A 19,646-nucleotide genomic window follows, 5' to 3' on the forward strand; every position below is an offset into this window, starting at 1 on the left:
GATGACAGAGCCGGGGCGCAAACTGCGTGAGGCAGCCGAGGTCATGGACCGGCTGTGGTCGTTCGGCGGCTGGGAGGTCACCCAGACGCACGAGAGCCTGCGCCGCTACCTCGTCGAGGAAACGTACGAGGTGCTCGACGCCATCGACTCGGGCGACGCGGATGCCCTACGCGAAGAACTCGGAGACCTGTTGCTGCAGGTTCTTTTCCACTCGCGCATCGCCGAAGCATCGGGGCAGTTCACGGTCGACGACGTCGCCGCGACCCTCGTCTCCAAATTGTCTGCGCGCAGCCCCCACCTGACGAACGGCCACACCGGACCGGTCGACGTCGCCGAGCAGGAAGCCGCGTGGGAGACCGCCAAGGCAGTGGAGAAAGCGCGTCCGAGTTGCCTGGACGGCATTGCCATGCAGCAACCGGCGCTCGCATTGACCGAGAAGGTGCTCGACCGAGCGCGCCGAGCGGGTTTCCCCGACGATCTGGTGCCCGATGAGCTTCGCGTCGTGCGCATCGACGGTTCCGGCGACACCGAATCCGTACTGCGCAGCGCCGTCCTCGCCTTCGCGGGCCGCATCCGCGCGGCCGAACGCGCAGCCGCCGACGCCGGCGTCGCACCGGGAGGTTCGACGCCGGAGGTGTGGGGCCTGTACTGGGAATGTGTCACGCCACCGGCGTGAGCCCGAGCCGGGCTCCTTTCGACGCCCACGACGGCCGGGTAACGGACGCGGCGAGGCGACCCACGCGTGGTACGAACCCACGTAGCCCGTCCTCACGCAGTCCGAGCACCGCACACAGCACTTCGGTGCGCGCCGGGACATGCGGAGGAGTACACCGCCGACACGCACCGGGACGATGGCCGAGAAGATCGGCACATGCGTCTGCGAGTCCGGCCTGGTACGAATGGCGGGTGACCGTGATCCCGGCGCTTCGGACGGCGTCGCCGGCGTTCCGAGGTGCCCGGCGCAGTGCGGCACGCTCGAGCACGCTCAAGTCTTCGATCGAATCACCGACTGCCAAGGCGACAGACCCGCCGATGCGTTGGATGAGTTGCTGCAATCCCGTCCCCTTGTCGATCTCGCGAGGCACGAAATCTGTCTGTCCTTCCCCGTGTACGGCGCGCACCGCGCCGCGCGTCGCCGTCACGACCGTGGCCGCGACATCGTCCGATACCGGGCCGCGACGCGAGCGGGCGCGGACGATGAACCTGTACCGCCCGTCGACCTCCACGTTGTCGTGCTCGGCGAGCAGTGCGCGCACCCACGCGAGCGCGGCGACGGCCTCGCTTGCGCGCAGATCTGTCCAGCGGTGCGTGTGCGCCTCGTACACGACCGCACCGTATTCTGCGACCGCGCCATCCAGATCGAAACTGCGGCAACGCTCGATCACGTCGTCGAGGCAACGGCCGGTAACCGGTATCGGACGGAATCCGTGCGCGGTCAGTGCTCGCAGGCTTACGGCTCCGGCAGGGGTCGTGCAGGGATATCCGAGCAGACCGGTTTCGAGTACTCCGTCGAGATCGATGGCGCACAGCGGTCCGCTGTGGTCGTCGGACGCCCGATCTCCCGGGGGAAACACGGCAGTCAGGTAGTCGTGCATTGCGTTCGCGGACCGCGTGGCGGCGGTCGCGCGGTCCATGTCGCCCGTGCGTCCGAGTCGCCACAGCAGGATCAGGCGGTAGAGCAACCACCGCTCGGGATCGATTCGCACACCGGTGCGTTCGGCGTAGCCGACGCGCAATAGTCGCTCGAAATCGCCGTCGGGTGGCTCGACGGACGCTCCGGCAAGATCGAACACAGGGTCGTAGCACGTGATGTCGCGATTGCTGAACGAGTTCTGGTGGAAGTCGACCTTGCGCAGGGCCTCTCCCGGTGAGGACCGGTGCCAGTATCGGAGTCGCGTCTGGCCATCGGGCACGCTCGGCACGTCGGCGCGCAGCAGGGCGCGCGTGATGCGGTCGAGTAGAAGGTATTGCCCGACAGGGGCGAACCTTCCGAAGATCCTGCTGAGCAGACAGGCCGCGGCATCGGCCGACGTACCCCGTCCGCGAAGCCGTTCGGTGGGGTCTCGTGGAACGCGAAGGGCACGTCCTCGGGCGACCACATAGTCGGCAACGGATTCGGCCAGTTCTGTGACGTCGCCGGATACTTCGGATCCCGGAACCCAGTCGCGGTACAGCAATCCGTCGGATAATCCGTACACCCGCGGAAAATGGTCTTCCAGAGATGTCGCGACCGCTACGGCATGACGTCCGAAAAACCCGAGCCCGGCACCTTCGACGACGATCTGGCGTCTGGTGGTGGTCGTTGCAGTGGAGATGGTGACGGAGAACCGGGCGCGGATACGCGCGCGGTTGTCGGCAGCGAGCCGGTGTGGGCCCGAGGCCGCGACATGGTGACCGGAACCGAGCAGGCCGGCCAGCGTGTCGGCGATCGCCCCGCGGTTCAACCGGCGGTGTACCGACCAACGAGACCACGGCAGGTACACCCCTGCCCACCGATCGAGCGCGGGTGGGGGCACATCACCGGAAAGGGCTGCCACGACGATTATCTGCCGGGCCGGTACGCCGAAGTTCTCGAGCGAGCGGGCCGTGTCGGCGATAGCACCCCCCGTGACCGGGGGGTCGTCGACGATGAGGAACATGCCGCCGGCCGCAGCCGTCTCCCGCACGGTCATTACGTCGGCGCGTCCCCATGAACGCCCCGGCCGGTACGTCAGGAGGTCGATCGACGGGATGCCACCGAGTTCCAGTGCTGCGCCGACAAGCGGCGCGAGGTAGCTGCCGGAGGTACGTACTCCCACCACACAGAGCCGTGACGGACGCTCGCCCTGGTCGAGATACCTGCGCGCGAGTTCTCTCATGTCGTCCGGATGTTGATCGAAACTTCGGAAGCACGCCGGGACACGGAGTACGTCCGGCTCCAGATATACAGCTGCACAGAGCGACCGGTCGAGATCCGGCGGCAAGGTGGGCGCATGCCGGCCAGGATCGAGAACCATGTGCGCCAGGGCGAGCGTCGCGACATTCAGGCACGTGCGCAGTCGCAGCAGTGATCGCCGATGGAGGCCGACGGCGGCGGGGGAGAGTGCCATTCCCGACCTCCGAACCAGGGCTCCGGCGATCCGAATGCCCCCGGAGCCATGGCGCTCCAAGAAATTTGCCGCGCGGTAGAGCTGTAGGGGATCGGGCCGCAGCCGGTCCTCGACCATCTGGTTCAGCCCGGCAGCGAGGAGATACGCGTCCAGCCATTCCTCGTCGGCCAGTGCTCGACGCAGCAGACGCACGAGTTCGGTCCCGGTGAGCAACAGGTCGACGGGCGTGAGCTGTTCGGATCGAGGCAGGATGGACTGTGATGCCGGCAGGTCACACGTCATGATTTCTGTCCGCTCCGGAGACTGGGCAGCGCGAGGGTTGCGAGCTCGACCCGGCGGCGGACGCGGATGAATCCCTGGCCGATCCGGGAGAGGGGAATCTGTTCCCATGCGAACTCGGGGGCATGATGGGCGACACCACCGAACCGCCGTTTGACATGTTCGAGTCCGGCGACCCCGCCTGTCGGCCCCATGTCGAAGTACCTGCATCCGAGCAGGCACGCGTGTTCGACCGCGCGTACCTGTAGCAACTCGTGCGTGCGCAGCGTCCCGGCGAGAGCCCGATCGCTGAAGGCGCGCCAACCCATGCCGATGGCGCCGTGATAGACGGCGTAGGCAGCCGCGACCGGTACCCCATCGAGGTAGGCGACCCAGATGCGGCTGCGATCACCGAAGACCCTGGCGACCGTCTCGAACCTGCGGAACGGCTCGCGCCGGCACCCCGCCCATCGCGCCACCGCGCGAGGCGTATGGCGTTCATATGCCCGGCGATCGAGCCACCGCAGGTAGACGTCGTAGAAATCGTGGACCAGTTGGGGCGAACTGCCGCACTCGATCACCAGCCCCGCTGCCTCCGATTTGCGCTGGGCATTGCGGATTCCCGATCGAGCCTTCGAACCGAAGCGCTTCTTCCACACCTCCTCGAATCCGCCGTCCAGGTCGAGAATGTATGTGGGCTGGCGAGTCTCGCTGCATCGACGAGGTGAACTGCAAAAGGTGCGCGGCAACGCGTCGACCCACACCGGTGCCGCCGAAAAATCCGGCCGGATCAGAATTCGTGCACCGGGCGTGGACGCGAGGTCCGGCACCACCGCCATGACGTCCTCGGCAGTGGCGCCGCCGGGCGCCACGATGCCCCCGACGGACCACCCGCGGGGCATGGACGCATATGTGTCGAACAGCGCCGGTAGACCCCCGATCGGGACCAGCGTCCGGCGCACCATCGGGGCGACCACCCGGCGGCCGCTGCTCAGCTCGTAGAGCCGGCTCGCGTCGGTCCATCCCTCCGCGTGGCACGCGCAGTCCAGCCATTCCGGCACCTGGGAAGGCCCGGCGAGTGGGTCGGACCGGGCGATCTGATTCCAGATGTCCCGCGGCGCCGGACTCGTCACCTGCATCGGACCGTATCGACCGGGGGCGGTCCACGTCCGGGGGGCGGCGCGACCAGGTCCGGGATCGGTGAGCGACCGGGTCACGGCGCACTCTCCGGTCCGTATACCCGGATGTAGTCGATGAACATCCGCGCCGGGAATTCGGTGCTCGAATCCGGGGATCCCGGCCACTCTCCGCCGACGGCGAGGTTGAGCAGAATGAAGAACGGTTGATCGAATACCCATCCAGAACCTGCCTCTTCCCGTGTGAGAGTCCTTGTCGTGCTGCCGTCCACCTCCCAGGAGACCTCGTCGGGCGTCCACTCGACCCCGTAGGTGTGCCAGTCGGAGACCGATTGCCCAGGCGGGAGAATGTGTTCGGCGCCGAAGTGCAGTCCGGGACCGTGGGCGTGTTGCTCGACCTCGTCATCGCGCCGTCCGATGACTTCGACCACATCGATCTCGCCTGCTTCCGGATGTCCTACCGCGTCGATGTTCTCGCCCAGGAGCCAGAAGGCCGGCCACAACCCCGTTCCGGTCGGCAGCTTCATCCGAGCTTCGAAGCGTCCGTATTGCTGCGCGAATGCGATTTCGTCGTCGGACCTGCGGGTGGTGAGCTTTCCGCTGGTATAGCGACAGCGTCCGTACCAGCACTTGTGGCCCTCCGATCCGGTTCGGGCCTCGATCACGAGGTTTCCGCGGCCGTCGAGAAATGTATTGTCCCCGTCCGTGTAGTACTGCAGTTCGTCGTTGCCCCAGCCTGTTCCGCCCACATCCGGTACCCAGACGGATCGATCGGGTGCTCTGCCGCGGCGCCCGTCGAACTCGTCGCCGAAGGTCTGCACCCATTCGATGTCGGACGGCCAGGGCGACGTCGGCGGCGGCTCTCCTTCGAACCGTGTCGACGCAGTGGTGTTACCGCACGCGGTGAGAGACGTGAAAACGATCAGTGCCTGCACCACACCGAGTAGCGAACTCGTGCCGCGGGTGAACGGAGGCATCTCGGGCTCCTCAGGTTTCCGTCACGGCGATACCGCGCGGCGTGGAAGCGAACGGGTCGGACTGCACAGGCTGCAGGGTCGATGTGTCGATTACGGTCACGTCGTTCGAGTACATGTTGGTGACATAGAGGCGACTGCCGTCGATGCTCTCGGCCAGGCCATCGGGTGCCTCGCCGGTCGGGATCGGAGCACCGACCACCTGCAGAGTGCGCGTGTCGAGTACACGCACATCGTTCGAGTTCTGTCCGGCGACGAAAACCCTGGTGCCGTCCGAGCTCGCGAGCACGGCGCTCGGAAAGTTGCCGACGGGGACGGGGGCGCCGATCACCGTCCTCGTCTCCGTGTCGATCACCGTCACGTCGCCGGAGTACTGGCCGGCCACGTAGACCCGCTTGCCGTCGGGGGCAACCGTCATCGCGGCAGGTGCCCGTCCGACGGCGATCGGGTTACCGACGACTGCCCACGTGGCGGTGTCGATGACGCGGACGTCGTCCTGGTACACGCTCGACGCGTAGATCCACTTCCCGTCAGGTGTCAGGGCGAGTCCGCCCGGTGCATCCCCGACACGCAGCGGAGCGCCCAGCTGGTCTCCGGTTGCGATGTCGTACGCTCGCACGTCGTCGGTTTCGCCGCCGGTTACGTACAGACGGCTGCCGTCGGGGGTGACGGCCAGATCCGAGGGATAGTTGCTCACCCGGAGCGGAGCACCGACGGTGCGGCAGGTGGTCGTATCGATCACGGTCACGTCGTTGGAGGTCGGGCTCAGGACATACGCCCGCGTTCCGTCCGGGCTCAACGCGATGTCGGACGGAACCGGCCCGACACCGATCGGGTCGCCCACCGGAGCGAGGGTGGTGGCGTCGTGGATGCGGACATCGCTCGACTGCGCGTTCACGACGAAAATGTGTTCGCCGGCAGGGATCGGAGCGCCGGGTGAAGGTGGGTCTTCCGTCGAGCATGCGCCGAGTGTGGCGGCCGTCAGAAGAGCCGACACGATGAGGGGAGCGAGCCTGTCACTGGGCATCGACGAATCCGATCGCTCGTTTGACGTATCCGCGCAGCAACCGGTCTGCTCGGTGAAACGGGACGCGTTCGATCCAGTACTCGGCGTAGTCGACCGGCGTCGCCCCGAAGTTGGCTTTGAACCGGGACAGCGACTGCGAACTTCCGGACTCGCCCATGTGGTAGTTACGGCAACCGGCCCGGCACGCTTCTTCGATGGCCGTGCTGTGCAGGAGGTAATTGGCTCTGACCGGCGACGCCAGCTCCTTGTCCATCGCCCCGCGGGTGTAGTGCGCATTGACGCCGTCCTGTAGCACGAGGATGGCGGCCGCGGGCCTGCCGTCCATCCACGCCACCGAGATCCGGCACAGTGGCCCCATCTGCTGCGCGATGACGCGGAACTTGCTCAGTGGGTCTCGGTGACGGCCCCGGAAACGCGCGAGCCGCAGGGGTTCGTGCTGCTGCTGCGCCCACCGATCGAACGACCGGAGCAGCAGTTCATAGAACACCGGGACCAGTCGGCCGGTGTTGTCGGTCTCGATGACGACCCCGGATTTCTCGGCGCGGCGCACCGACCTGCGCGTGGAACTCGACATGCGTTCCGTCCATACCTGCTCGAACCCACCGTCGAGATCCAGGACATGCGCCCGCGCGGGAATCGCGGTGACACCGGCACGTCCGGCCGTAGCTTCTTCCCATGCGCCGGCCTGCAACGGATTCGGACGTATCCGAACACGCAATGCCGACGAGCGGTCCAGGTCGTCCAGGATGGAGGCCACCAGTCGGGGCGTGACACCGTCCGGCGCGATCAGGCCACCGAAACCCCAGCTGCTCGGCATCGACTGCACGATCGCCGCGCCGCCCGTCGGGTAGGTGCGGCGGACCATCGGAAGAAGCGCCGCTCCGCCATGCGGCGCTGCGTACAGCCGGGTCGTGTCCTGGTATCCGCTACCTGCGGTGAGAGAGTCCATCCACTCGGGCGACTGGGTGGGCAGGGCGTACGGATCCGACCGGTGTAGTTCGCGCCACAGACCCCGGGGGACTTCACGGCCCGACGCGAGTCGCTGCGCCGGACGGTTGAAGGTAGTTGTCATCGCCGGCTCCCTTCGGGTCCCGTCGCCACCGACGCTGCGCCGACCGGCGCAACCGTGATCTCGCGCAGCCAGTCGACCGTCCGCCGCAGGCCCTCCCGCATATCGACGCGCGGATCCCATTGCAGGGCAGAATGCGCCGCGGTGTGGTCGAGAGCTATCGCTTGAATTTCACCCGTGCGGCTGCCCTCGTGCCGCGGCGATTCGGGGTTGCCGACGACCTCGCACATCAGATGGTGCAATTCGGCCGTCGACGTCTGGATCCCGGTGCCGATGTTGAAGGTGCCCGTCAGCGGTGCAGGGGCCTGCCCGGCGCGGGTGAACGCCTCGACCACGTCCCCGACATAGACGTAGTCGCGCGTCGCCTGTCCGTCGCCGTAGATCACCGTGGGTCGTCCGGCAAGCATTGCGGACCCGAAGATCGCGACCACACCGGCTTCGCCGTGCGGGTCCTGCCGAGGGCCGTAGACGTTCGACAGTGCCAGGTTGATCGGCGCAAGTCCGTACATATCCGCGTAACAGGCGAGATACATCTCGGCAGCGACCTTTCCGGCGGCATATGGCGAAAGAGGGTGGGCCGGCACCTCCTCTCGCACCGGCAGTGTGGTCGGTTCGCCGTAGCGCGAGCCGCCGGAGGCGGCAAAGACGATTCGTCGGGTACCCGCCCGCCGACAGGCCTCCGCCAGGTTGATCGTGCCGAGAATGTTCGTCGAAGCGTCGTAGCGTGGATCGGTCACCGATTTACGGACGTCGACCTGCGCGGCCAGATGGAAGACGGCGTCGGGTCGGACCCCGGCGACGACGGCCTGGAGATCGGGCAACGCGATGTCGGTCTCGACGAAGGTGAAGTGGCGCGACAGGAGGGCGCCGTCGAGGTTGGCGATGCGACCGGTGGACAGATTGTCGACACCGACGACTTCGTGACCGTCGGCGAGGAGTCGGTCGACGAGATTCGATCCGATGAAACCGGCAGCTCCGGTGACGAGAGTACGCATGGTCACTGACTCCTGTTCGAGGTTGGGGCCTGCCGGGACGGCTTGCCGGGGGGACGCACGAAGACGCCGCGTGAGGACCGGGTGCCGCGCAACCGGCGGTAGGTACGCCACGCTCCTGTGCGCCACCGCTCGGGATATGGGGCGATCGGGGCACCGCATCCCGCCAGCCACAACGCGATCTCCGCAGACGGGGTGTCGGCGCGAACCGTGAGCCGCGCGAGGATCAGCGGACGGTCCGAACTCGAACTGAGGGCATTCATCACTGCGCAGGCAGAGGTGCAGCCTGCACGCGCGACCGCGGCGTGGACCCGCGCGGAGTGGAATCCGTGGGGATAGGCGAAACTCGGCACGGGCCGGCCGAGAAACTCTTCGAGAAGTCCTTTGCTGCGCTGCACTTCGTCGGTCACTGCCGAGGTGGGCAGGATGTCGAGCTGCGGATGAGTGTGGGTGTGTGCTCCGATCTCGACGCCCAGCCCGTCGAGCTCACGGAGTTGGGACCAGGCGAGCATCGGCGCGGGCGGGATATGCAGCGGGGTGGGCGGACGGCCTCGCAGCGCGCCGGTCGTGACGTACAGCGTGCTGGAGATGCTTTCCGCGGCAAGTATTTCCGCGGCCCACGGAAAATCCGCGAAACCGTCGTCGAACGTGACGACCAGCGGCCGGTCCGGCAACGTACCGTACCCGCTCGATGCGGCGACGAACTCCGACACCGTCATCGGGGTTCGCCCGCTCGCGGCCATCGCCTCGACCTGTCCGGCGAATGCCGTTGGGGTTACCGAGTACGGGGCGATCCACGGCTCCGGATCCGAGGAGACCGAGTGGTACAGCAGGATAGGGACAACAGTCATCGGAGCACCGCCTCGTCCGAAGTCGTCGAACGGATCGCCCGATACATCGCAGCGACCGACGCGGTAGTGGCGATTGCGGCGAGGATCACCAGACGCAGCTCCATCGAATCGTTGCGTGCGAACGTGAACCCGACGGAGACGAGCAGCACTGAGGACATGCCGAATGCCACCGCCACCACCCATCGCTCGAGGGTGGTCTGCAGTGGAATACATTTCGCGACAGCCCATCCCGGTCCGATAAGGACGAAGGCGAACACCGCGACGGGACGCAGCACAGCGATTGTCGAGTCGGGGGTGATGACCTTCGTGCACAGCAGCGCCAGCCATCCCGCCACTGCGGTCATCCACAGCCCCGGCGGGATGGCGCGGACGGATTGCCGGAGCCTCGACAAGTGGTGTGGTACGCGGAGTCCGGTCGTGTCGATTCGGGTCATGATCCCTCCGGCCGGGGCTGGGTGAGCGTGAATACGACCGCGTCGGGGTTGCGGTAGACCAGAGTGAATCGGGGAGAGGCCTCGAGTGTCGCCTCGATTCCGGGCAGCGCATCCGCCGGCAGATCGCCGGACAACTCCATGTCCTCCTGCTGGCTGCGGGTGATGATCAGGTAGGAATGGTGGTGATCCACCGGATTCATCATGTCGGCGAAGATGCCTTCCGGATCTGCGAGGATGTCTTCTCGGTCCTCCACTTCGAACGTCGAGAACCACATGTGGTCGTAGAATTCGAAATTCTTGAATGCCCAAGGAAATCCGTTTGTCGCACCGACGATGAGCGAACCGCGCGGGGCTACGCCGTAGACGAACCGGGCGGCCGCGTGTTCATCCGTGGTGAAGTTCGCGGTCTGCTCCTTGCCGTAGTAGCCGAAGACGAAGCCCGTCACGAGCAGCACCAGAGTCAGAGGTAGAGCAATCATGCCGGCGCGGCTCTTCCAGCTGTGCCTGTCGATCCGGCCGGCCTCCTCGTTCGGGAAGAACGCGGCCGCCGCATAGAACGCCGCGAACGGCAGCCCCAGCAGATAGACCCGGAAGATCATCTCTCCGCCGTAGTCGTTGCCCAGGACCAAGGGGATCGGCGCGACAGCCAGCAACGGCAAGGCCAGGTCGGGGTGGCGGAAGAAACCGCGGGGTGTCCGGATGCGTCGCGCGAAGCCGATCGCCGCCAGTGCCCACACACCGGCGGACAGAGCGCGATCGAATTGTGCGACGACCACCTGGCTGCGACTGCCTGCCGCCAGGTCGATGAAGCCGGATCCGGCGTTCGCGCTCGCGTCACCGAATGCCGACATCAGCCCCGCCATGTCGGCTGCGAGCCAATCCCCGGCGACCAGGATGTCCCACGCAAGTGTCATCGTGAGCATCAGCGCGGTGAGCACCACAGTTTTTCTGGCACGGAAGACGGCGAGGAGGCCGAGCGCACCCACCATCATCAGCGGAGTCAGTTGATGGGTCGGAACGATCCCGGCCATGATCGGCACGATCGCGAATGTCGCGACCGAGCGGCGGACTGCGGGGCGCACCTCACGTCGCTGATACCGCAGGACAAGTGCCAGCACCGTCGTATACAGGAAGAACACGACAGCCTGCGGAGCGAAGTAGTCCTGGCCCACCCACGAACCGAGATAGAAGATCGTGATGCCCGCCCAGATGAGGCGCCGATCACGTGTGAAGGTGCTGAAGATCAGGAACAGGGGACCGAGAAGCAGAACGTTGAAGAACGGTGGGGCCCAGGCCGCGTAACCGAGGGCGGAGTCGAGACCACCGTTCTCGACGAGTGTCGCATTGGCGTTGAAGAAGGCCGGCCAGAGTTGGTACGCCGACAGTTCTCCGAACGTGGTGTCGATTCCGGCATTGCGCTGGAAGTAGTCGACGATGCCGATGTGCTTCCACGCCCAGGAATACCGCAGGGTGTCGTACAGGATCGACGGTGTGGCATGCAGGATCGCGATCAGCACGACGACGTGGGATGCATGGAGCCACGTCGGAGTCTGCGGGCGTCGCACAGTCAGACCGAAGCTCACCAGCAGCACCGCGAGCGCAGCCCAGAAGGTGATCGGCAGCACCGGTAGCAATCCGTAATCGCCCATCGCGCCGATGTCGATGCGCGGCAGCGAGAAAGCCCACAGGACCGTTGCCACCAGGGGGCCCAGGTATGAAAGGGTCGCGAGCGCTCGCATACGGCGCTCCCGAGGTTCCGGTATGTCGGTGCGTCGTAGTCCGGTCGAGCGCCCCACCAGATAACCCGTCATCGTCGTCGTCACCCCCACAACCATCGCGAGCGCTGCGGCGAGGCCCCAGAAGCGCCCACGTGCAACTTCGCCCAGTCGACGCGCGAAACCCTTCGGAATGGTCGAGGTCAGATATCGCTGCTCGCTCGACAATGCTCGTGCGTTGCCGGTGCGTGCGCTCACGGCAGCTTTCGACAGGCCTTCCGCGTAGCAGCGCGACCGGAAGTACGCCCAGGTCGCGCGCTCCTCGGGGACGCTGTGGCGTACTCGGGCCGCGGGCTCGTGGAGGTGGAGGCCACCCGGATGGTTCTCCGCCAGCCGGATGCAGAGTTCGGTTTCCTCGCATCCGAGCGGCCGGGTGCCGATGCGGCCGAGCCCGGTGGCGAAACCGCCGGCGTCGACTACCAGTTCGCGTCGCAGCGACATGCTTGCCCCGATCATGTTCCGCACTCGGGCCCGTTCGGTCGGCAGACCGCGGTAACTGCATCCGACCACCCAGTCGAATTCGGGCGGGAACCATCGGGGCCGCGCGGTGGCCCACTCGGCGACCACCAGCCCGCCGACCCCGAGGACGTGGGGATCGGCGTAGGGATCCACCAACGCAGCGAGCCAATCGTCTTCTGCGGCCGCATCGTCGTCGAGGAAGGCCACGATCTCTGCGGTTGCCGCGGTCGCGCCGGTGTTGCGGGCTCCCGACAGTCCCTTTTCGTAGAGATTCGGCATCACGGTGACACCGCGCAGTTCATTCCTCGCGAGGGCCAGCAACTGCTCGTTGTGGTCGATGACGACGAGGATTTCCTCGGCGGGATGCGTCTGGGAACGGACAGATTCGACGGCGCGCGACAACGCCTCCCAGCGACGTTCCGTGTAGGCGCAGATCACCACGGAGGCGGCGATCGTCTGTTCCGAGCGAGAGGCACACAGAGTCGCGCCGGGTGGCCGATGATGTTCCTCGGCAACCGACAGGGCGATCCCGGCCATTTCGGAGCGATCTCCGCGACCGTCATGGGCGAGGCCGGGTGCCGTGTCGGTGCCCGGATGCTCGGTGTGGCGAGACATCGCCGGCTCGGTTGCCCCCTCGAGGTGATGTGCCACCTCGCGGAACGCCCGGAGCACGGGAACCACGTTGAGAACCCACCAGACGCGGTTCTCGTGGTGGGCGGTGCATGTGCGACCGAGCAATGCGACGTGATGGAGCCATGTGAGCAGAATCATGATCCGCTCGTCGGGCTCCTCGCCGCGGAGCACCTCGGGCGCAGCGCTGTACGCGGCCGCACGGATCCCGCGTTCTCGTTCCGAGAGGCCGCCGCCGCGCAGTCGCCGCCGCACGACGGTGCCGAATTCACTGTGCTGCACCAGGCATGTCGCCGTCAGCAACATGAAGTAGTCGTCCAGGATCACCGGGAGGTCGTCGCGGGCGCCGCCCCAGTCGATGATGCCGGATATTTCACCGGTGTCAGTGATCCGTACATTCCCGGGGTGGAAGTCGCCGTGGGTCCAGCCTGCCATGACGACCCGCTCGTGCAGTGCCCGGCGCAGAACGGAACCGAGTTCGGCGACCGTCGGCAGATACGACGGTGAAATGGTGCGGCACATGTCCGTGAGCGCATGAAGCGGTTTGTCCACCCAGGTGTCCAACGCTCCGTCATTGACAACCACGAGTTCACCTGTTACGGAGTGCATTTCGTCGATGGCAGTAATGGCTGCCGTCACCGGTGCTGTCGCGTATCCGGTCCGGCTGTCCAGCGCCGTCGCCAAGTCGCTCCCAGGAATGAATGTTTCGACCGATTCGGTGTAACCCGGTTCGGTGCGGAAGGACAGAATCCGGGGGAGGTGAGGCTGCCAGTGCCGCAAACGTTGGTCGGAATGCAACTCGGCCAGAACGGTCTGCTGGGCGCACAGTTCTGCGGCCGGGGACTCGGATCGTGCGATCTTCCCCACCGCGGTGGGGCATTGGAGATCTCGGCTCAAGACCGCGACGTCAACGTCGGTGTCCGTCGGAACCGGCTGCACATGCGACCATTCCGACAGGGTAGAGATGCCCGCGAAACCCTCTACCCGCGCTTGCGCCTTGCGGTCTTTCCGGTGGGGGACCGTTGAACCGAACGGGCGCGCGATCCGGTCGACTGCGCGGGACCTGCGAATCGCGGCGGCCACGCGGATGGCGGATCCGGGGACGATGCGCACGACCGAGGCGCGACGAGAAGTGGGGCGGCGATTGGTTGTCGGCCGGACGGTCAGCCAGAGGTCGCGGCGGAGTACGAGCACCGCGGCGATCAGGGACTGGCTTGTGAGTAGCGCCGCCCCGGCGCCGGCCAGGCCTAGCGGCTCGAGCAGCACCGATGCGAGCCCGAGAGTGAGCACGATGTTCGTCACCTGGATCGAGAGCAGCAACTTCAGGCGGCGGTGTGCACGCGCCGAGCTGATCGCGGTGGCGACAATGATATTGGGAATACCGGCGAGCGCCATCAGACGGAGCACGTCGCTTCCTGCCCGGTATTCGGCGCCGAAGATGCTCAGGACGAAGGGGGCGAAGACCAGGACGCCGGTGACAACGGGGATCACCAGCCGGGCGCTGTGCAGCATCACCTGCCGGGCCTTGCGCGCGAGCTCAGATTGGTCGGCGGCGGTCTCGACCATCAGCGACATGCCGAGGTTGACGTTGACCAGGTGGATGGTGTTCGCGATCGCCCATGCGATCGAGAAATATGCGGTCTCGACCGAACCGAGCTGGCTGAGCACCACGATCGGCATGAGTGTGGCGGCACCGATGGAACAGACCGCGCCGATGTAGTCGACCGTCACGAATCGGGACAGTTGCCCGAGCGGTGGCAGCGACTCGTCCTCCCCGGCCGCGGCGGCGTGCCGGGGTATCGCCCACAGGAAGAGATAGACGCCGAGCACGGGAATCGACAGCAGGAGCGACGCGGTCCAGGACAGGAAGATCCCTGTCGCCGGCACCATCGCCGCGAACACCACAACCATGACGATCTTGACAACGGCCACGGCGACGTTCTCGACGGGCACCAGTGCTGTCCGTCGGAGGCCGGTCAGCACGCCGTCCTGCAGGACGAACAGGGTGCAGCCGACCGTGCCGACGACGAACAGCACCTGTGTCGCGGGGTTGTCGAGGAACGAGGTCTCGGGTGAGACGAACGGAACGACGAGCACGACGGCGACGGCCACGACAAATGCAAACGACGTGGTCACCAGATAGGCGCTTGCGACCAGACGCCGGGTGCTCCGCCCGGCGGTCGGGACGAACCGAGCCATCGCGCTCGACAGGTTCAGTTGCGCGATGGCCGCGGTGAGCATCGCCATCGAGATCGCCGCCGAGTTGGTGCCGACCGTCGCTGCGTCGTAGTGGCGCGCGACGATCGCCCAGTACCCGAAACCGATCGCGGCGGACATCACGGCGCTCAAGGTCAGCAACATGCCGTTGCGCAGCAGCGGACTCTGCAGATCCTGCACGAAGGACCGCAGGGAGGGGATTTTCGGCGCCGGGACGCGGAGGTCAGCCAATACGCGGTGACCGGAGGGGATGCCGCTCACCGCGTACCGTCCGTCCTTGCGGTTCGACCGCGAGTGGACGCTCGCCGGCCCCGCCACCGGCTCACCGCATAGGCAGCGGGACCGAACAGCACTCCGCGTCGCTCGAGGCGTGCCAGGCCCTCGGGCAGATTCTCGTACCGTGTGCGGTTGCGCTCTGAAGTGCCACTGAACAGGTACTCGGCTCCGCGGGGAAGACGACGCAACAAGCCGAGCAGAATCTTCGGATCATTCACCACCGAACTGGCGACAAACGCCCCGAACCCGACCCCGTAGCCGTAGGCCTGGTTCCGCAGAGCAGCCATGTCGCGGTGGTGGCGGTGCCATACGATCGCGCCGGGTTGATAAACGAGGCGGTGCCCGGCCGTCACCACACGGAAGAACCCGGACAGGTCATCGCCTCCGCGGGCGAAGGTACCGGCCCCGATGGCCGGATCGAAACCGCCGAGACGCCGCAGCACATCGGTGTCGAACGCCATGTTCGCACCCGACCCGAATTGACCTGCAGTGAACGGGAACAGCGGATCCCCGGGGTGGAGCCTGTCGTTGTCGAAGCAGCGCACCTCGAATCCCTTGTCGAACCCGCCGTGTTGCTCGAGCAGGAGTTGGGCGGGGGTCTCGAGTTGCGCCGGCAGAATCAGCCCGGTCACGCAGCCGACGTCGTCGGAGGAGGCGAAACCCTCCGCGACGGCGGTGAGCCAGTGCCGGTCGACCACGACATCGTCGTCGACGAACGCGACGATCTCGCCTCGGGCGGCGGTGAGCCCGCAGTTGTGCGCAGACGACAAGCCGCGACGATCCTCGCGAAGGTATCGCACGCGGGTGTCACCGTAGGAAGCGACCATCCCGGCTGTGTCGTCGTCGGGCGGGTCGTTGTCCACGACGACGATTTCGAAGGTTGGGTATTCCATGGCAGTGAGGGCGTCCAGACAAAGGCGGGCACTGTCGGGCCGGTTCCGGGTCGCGACGACCACGGTGACGAACGGCGCATGCCGGAGCGCTGTCTCGCGAGTGACCTCACAATGCGGCCGGGTGTTCCGAGTTGATCGAGCCCGGCTCGCGCGAGGCAGCAGGGCATTCGGATGGGAGACCGGTTCGAGACCGTCGGCGGCAAGATGTGCATTCGCTGCCGGTCCGACGGCCTTCCATACGGTGTCCGCGTGGGTGTCCCAATTCGCACCGAGTGTGCCGTCGAGGACGACGACGCCCACCGGGTAGGTGTGCACGCGAATCAGCGCCAGGATCTTCGCCGGCGAATCCTTCCCACCCGTGAGTTCGAGGCGGGTCGGCGGGGCAGTCAGTTCGATGTCCGTCCGTGGGACGGGGAGGTCGTCGAGCAGCAGCATGCGCGCGGTCGCGCGGCCCTCCCCGGGGCCTTCCAGGACATGCTGCATGGTGCTCATGTCGGACCGAGCGCCGTCACGGCGATCTCACTCGAACCCCGGCGGCGCGGGTGTGCCATCCGTGCCAGCAAGTCCGAGTGTTCCCTGCCGTGTGCGTCGAGGACGGCCTGGAGAACTCGTGTGCCGTCTCGCAACGCATGGAGGTTGGATTTGCCGCTGCGACGGGGCATTTCGAGGCTCGGCACCTCGGCGATGCGCAGGCCGGCCCGCATCGCCGCCGCGATCATCTCCGCTTCGATCTCGAAGCCCGTTGCCGATAGTTTCAGGTGCTCGAGGTAGCGACGGTGAAAAGCGCAGAATCCGTAACACAGATCGGTGAGGTGCGTGTCGTACAGCGAGTTGAAAACTGTGAGCAGGAACCGGTTGCCGAATGTCCGGAAACGAGTGATGTCGAGCGATCCCCCTCCGGCCACGAAGCGGGATCCTTTGACGAAGTCGTAACCGTTGGTGAGGAAATGCAGATAGTGGGGGATCTCCTGCGGGGCCATGCTCCCGTCGGCGTCCATCATCACTATGAGGTCGCCGCGCGCGGCGAGGAACCCGGTACGCAGTGCGCTGCCCTTGCCTATGCCTTCCTGTTGTACGACGCGGATGTCCGGTCTTACACTGCGTGCGGTCACGAGAGTCGCATCGGTGGAATCCCCGTCGACGATGATTATTTCGGTGACGTCGTCGGGCACCTGGTCGAGAACCCACGCGATGTTCCTGGCCTCGTTCCGTACGGGAATCACCAGGGTTACGGTCGGCCGGACCCTCGATGTGGGGGATACAGCGGATGAAGTGTCCGGAGACGACGGGGCGCCGAGCGCGCTCGCAACAGGCGTAGGAGACATCGGGATTCCAATCGGGTTGTGGTGCGGGTGGATTGCCGGAGGTCGCAGGTGCGGGCTGTTGTCGCTCATTCCATTACGCTCCCGGATAAGCCCGGATAAGGCTGTGCGCTCGGGGTGCGGGCGGCGGGGGCCGGAAAGACGAGCCGGCCTCCCCACGAATCGATGTACTGCAAGTGGTCGGCCGGTTCCCGAACCGGTCCCCAGGGCAGTACGACGACGACGTCGGGATGATCCTTCCTGATCTGTTCCGGTCCGCACACGGGCATTCGGGTACCGGAGGTGTAGCAGCCCTGGCGGAAAGGATCATGATCGACCGTGTAGGACATCAGGTCGGGCCGGATTCCGCAGTAGTTGAGAACTGTGCTGTAACACCCAGTGCCGTAACCGATCACGCTGAGTTCGCGGTCCTGGCAATCGAGTAGGAACCGCAGGAGCCCGCTGCGGGTTGCACGGGCATGTGCTTCGAGTTCGCGGTACCCCTCCGGCGTGTGCAGGCCGGCGGCACGCTCCTCCTCGAGGATTTCGTCGACACGGGGGCCCGGTGGAGCCGAAACTTCCTCAGGCCGAGCCCAGATTCTGATCGAATCTCCTTGCAGGTCGACGGGTTCCACGTCGAATACCGTCAGTCCACCACTCGCGAGCGCCCGCATCGCCGTGAGGATGGTGTAATACTGCAAACGGGCGTGGTCGATCGTGTCGAATCGCCTGTCGCGGACAAGGTGCAGGGCATGGTCGACCTCGATCGAGATCCGGCCGTAGTCGGCGACGAGGGTCCGAAGGGCACGAGCGAATCCCTCGACGTCCGAAACGTGGGAGTACATATTGTTTGCGACGATGAGATCGGCCGCACCGTACTCCTGGTACAGGTCTTCTGCCATTCCCTCGTCGAAGTAGCCGGTGACGGTTGGGACCCCGAGCGCGCGTGCGGTGGTACCGGCATTCGCCGACGGTTCGATACCGAGGCACGGGATGCCGGCCTCGACGGCGTGGCGCAGCAGGTACCCGTCCCTGCTTCCGATCTGGACGATCGACGAGTGCGATCCCAGCGCGAAGTCTCCGATTGCACGGTTGAAGAAACTGCGCGCGTCTGCGTCACTGAGCTCATGCGCCGGCGCCGGATAGCGCGCCGCCATGTCGTCGCGCATGACATACGCCGGTACCTGCAGTAAGAGGCAGCTTTCACACAGCCGCAAGTGCAGAGGGTAACTGGTCTCGGGCAGGTCGAGTTCGTCGAAGGTAAGGAAGCGGTCGCTCGGCGGTACGGCTCCCAGATCGAGCACGCTGAGCATCCGCTCCGATGCGCACAGACGACATTTCATCGTGACACCCCTGCAGAGTGGGCGGGTCCCCGAACCCCGCGGGAAACCTTGGGTCCGTAATGATGATGAAAGCATACTGAAGGAAGGAGGAGGAAGGCATTCGCAAACCTAAAGTTTGTTTTGTGGGGGTTTTGATGTGTAGCGAGGAAGTTCTAGACTTTGAAGTCACAACTATCGGATTCGAGTCGGGCGTGCCGAGGTTGCCAGGGATATGACAGGGGATATTCCAGCGGAGGTCGCCCGATGCCGTTCGAAATCGTTCACCGCAAGCAGACGCTTGTTGCAGGCCTGCCTGTCCGGAGCCCGAAGCGGGCGCTGGGCAGACCCCGCGATCCGGGACTCGAGCGCGCGTGGTCGGCAGTTCTCAAGGAGGAACTCGGCGGACCGCTGGCTTCTGCCTACACCGACCATGCGGTCGATATCGGGTCGTACTACACCCAGACGGTCGGGTACCAATGCGAGTCGCTCGATCAGGTGACCGAAGGGCATTTCGTTGCCTGCGTGCCTGCCGGGACCTACGCGAAGTTCAGCTCGACCGGCAACTTTCCGGAGGTCGTCACCGACCTCTGGGACCAGGTGCGCGAAGCGGAGGGGTCGAGCAGGATCGTGCGTTCCTTCGTCGGTGATTTCGAGTACTACCCGAATGCCTTCCGGATCGACCTCTACGTGTCCGTCCTCGCGTCCGAGAAGGCCGATGCATGATGCCGTTCGGGATCACCAAACTGCATGAGCGCTACGTCTGCGGACTCGTTCTGCCGGACGTCGAACCCGGCGGGATCGGACAGAAGGCCGAGTTGATGATGTTCACCCAGGAACGCATCCGGTCTCGTGGGGTCCGGGACGTGGTCGTTGTCTACGTGTGCCACGCGGAAATCGGATGGTCCGCACTTGTCGGGTTCGAGTGCGACGGGCTGTCCGATAT

14 protein-coding genes and 1 pseudogene are annotated in these 19,646 nt (G+C 65.9%); 3 read left to right on the forward strand and 12 right to left on the reverse strand.

Annotated features, from left to right (window positions below; genetic code table 11):
- Position 1: 1 nt before the first annotated feature.
- A complete protein-coding gene (locus Q8814_RS05805; protein ID WP_330151070.1) occupies positions 2 to 676 on the forward strand; it encodes a MazG family protein in 675 nt (224 codons plus the stop codon).
- Here the strand turns inward: Q8814_RS05805 and Q8814_RS05810 are convergent.
- From Q8814_RS05810 to Q8814_RS05865, 12 genes are all read right to left on the reverse strand, one after another.
- Entirely contained in the window at positions 660 to 3,371 is a 2,712-nt protein-coding gene (locus Q8814_RS05810) for an HAD hydrolase family protein (RefSeq protein ID WP_330151071.1), read from the reverse strand. The two genes, Q8814_RS05805 and Q8814_RS05810, sit on opposite strands and share 17 nt — an antisense overlap.
- Positions 3,368 to 4,480, reverse strand: a complete 1,113-nt coding sequence (locus Q8814_RS05815; protein WP_330151072.1) for a GNAT family N-acetyltransferase — start codon at positions 4,478 to 4,480, stop codon at positions 3,368 to 3,370. Before Q8814_RS05815 ends, Q8814_RS05810 begins: the two co-directional genes overlap by 4 nt.
- Before the next feature lie 80 nt (positions 4,481 to 4,560).
- Positions 4,561 to 5,460 (reverse strand): glycoside hydrolase family 16 protein, encoded by a 900-nt coding sequence (locus tag Q8814_RS05820; RefSeq protein WP_330151073.1) that lies wholly within the window; start codon positions 5,458 to 5,460, stop codon positions 4,561 to 4,563.
- 10 nt (positions 5,461 to 5,470) lie between these two features.
- Positions 5,471 to 6,484: a beta-propeller fold lactonase family protein gene (locus tag Q8814_RS05825; protein WP_330151074.1), complete on the reverse strand. Its 1,014-nt coding sequence runs from the start codon at positions 6,482 to 6,484 to the stop codon at positions 5,471 to 5,473.
- Positions 6,474 to 7,556: a GNAT family N-acetyltransferase gene (locus Q8814_RS05830; protein ID WP_330151075.1), complete on the reverse strand. Its 1,083-nt coding sequence runs from the start codon at positions 7,554 to 7,556 to the stop codon at positions 6,474 to 6,476. The genes Q8814_RS05825 and Q8814_RS05830 overlap by 11 nt, the downstream gene beginning before the upstream one ends.
- Positions 7,553 to 8,548 carry an NAD-dependent epimerase/dehydratase family protein gene (locus Q8814_RS05835; protein ID WP_330151084.1) on the reverse strand — a complete coding sequence of 332 codons (996 nt, stop codon included), beginning with the start codon at positions 8,546 to 8,548 and terminating at the stop codon, positions 7,553 to 7,555. The genes Q8814_RS05830 and Q8814_RS05835 overlap by 4 nt, the downstream gene beginning before the upstream one ends.
- 2 nt (positions 8,549 to 8,550) lie before the next feature.
- Entirely contained in the window at positions 8,551 to 9,396 is an 846-nt protein-coding gene (locus Q8814_RS05840) for a polysaccharide deacetylase family protein (RefSeq protein WP_330151076.1), read from the reverse strand.
- Positions 9,393 to 9,830 (reverse strand): hypothetical protein, encoded by a 438-nt coding sequence (locus tag Q8814_RS05845; protein WP_330151077.1) that lies wholly within the window; start codon positions 9,828 to 9,830, stop codon positions 9,393 to 9,395. The genes Q8814_RS05840 and Q8814_RS05845 overlap by 4 nt, the downstream gene beginning before the upstream one ends.
- Complete coding sequence (locus Q8814_RS05850; protein WP_330151078.1) at positions 9,827 to 15,172, reverse strand: glycosyltransferase; 5,346 nt, start codon at positions 15,170 to 15,172, stop codon at positions 9,827 to 9,829. Before Q8814_RS05850 ends, Q8814_RS05845 begins: the two co-directional genes overlap by 4 nt.
- A complete protein-coding gene (locus tag Q8814_RS05855) occupies positions 15,169 to 16,572 on the reverse strand; it encodes a glycosyltransferase (protein ID WP_330151079.1) in 1,404 nt (467 codons plus the stop codon). The genes Q8814_RS05850 and Q8814_RS05855 overlap by 4 nt, the downstream gene beginning before the upstream one ends.
- Positions 16,569 to 17,303, reverse strand: a complete 735-nt coding sequence (locus Q8814_RS05860; RefSeq protein ID WP_330151080.1) for a glycosyltransferase family 2 protein — start codon at positions 17,301 to 17,303, stop codon at positions 16,569 to 16,571. Before Q8814_RS05860 ends, Q8814_RS05855 begins: the two co-directional genes overlap by 4 nt.
- 167 nt (positions 17,304 to 17,470) lie before the next feature.
- Complete coding sequence (locus Q8814_RS05865) at positions 17,471 to 18,724, reverse strand: class I SAM-dependent methyltransferase (protein ID WP_330151081.1); 1,254 nt, start codon at positions 18,722 to 18,724, stop codon at positions 17,471 to 17,473.
- Between the two features lie 243 nt (positions 18,725 to 18,967).
- Here Q8814_RS05865 and Q8814_RS05870 point away from each other — a divergent pair, with 243 nt between their 5' ends.
- A complete protein-coding gene (locus Q8814_RS05870) occupies positions 18,968 to 19,426 on the forward strand; it encodes a GyrI-like domain-containing protein (protein ID WP_330151082.1) in 459 nt (152 codons plus the stop codon).
- Positions 19,423 to 19,646 (forward strand): annotated as a pseudogene (locus Q8814_RS05875) (hypothetical protein); the annotation flags it as partial. The gene Q8814_RS05870 and the pseudogene Q8814_RS05875, both read left to right, overlap by 4 nt.

The organism is Rhodococcus chondri (assembly GCF_036327435.1).
GTDB lineage: Bacteria > Actinomycetota > Actinomycetes > Mycobacteriales > Mycobacteriaceae > Rhodococcus > Rhodococcus chondri.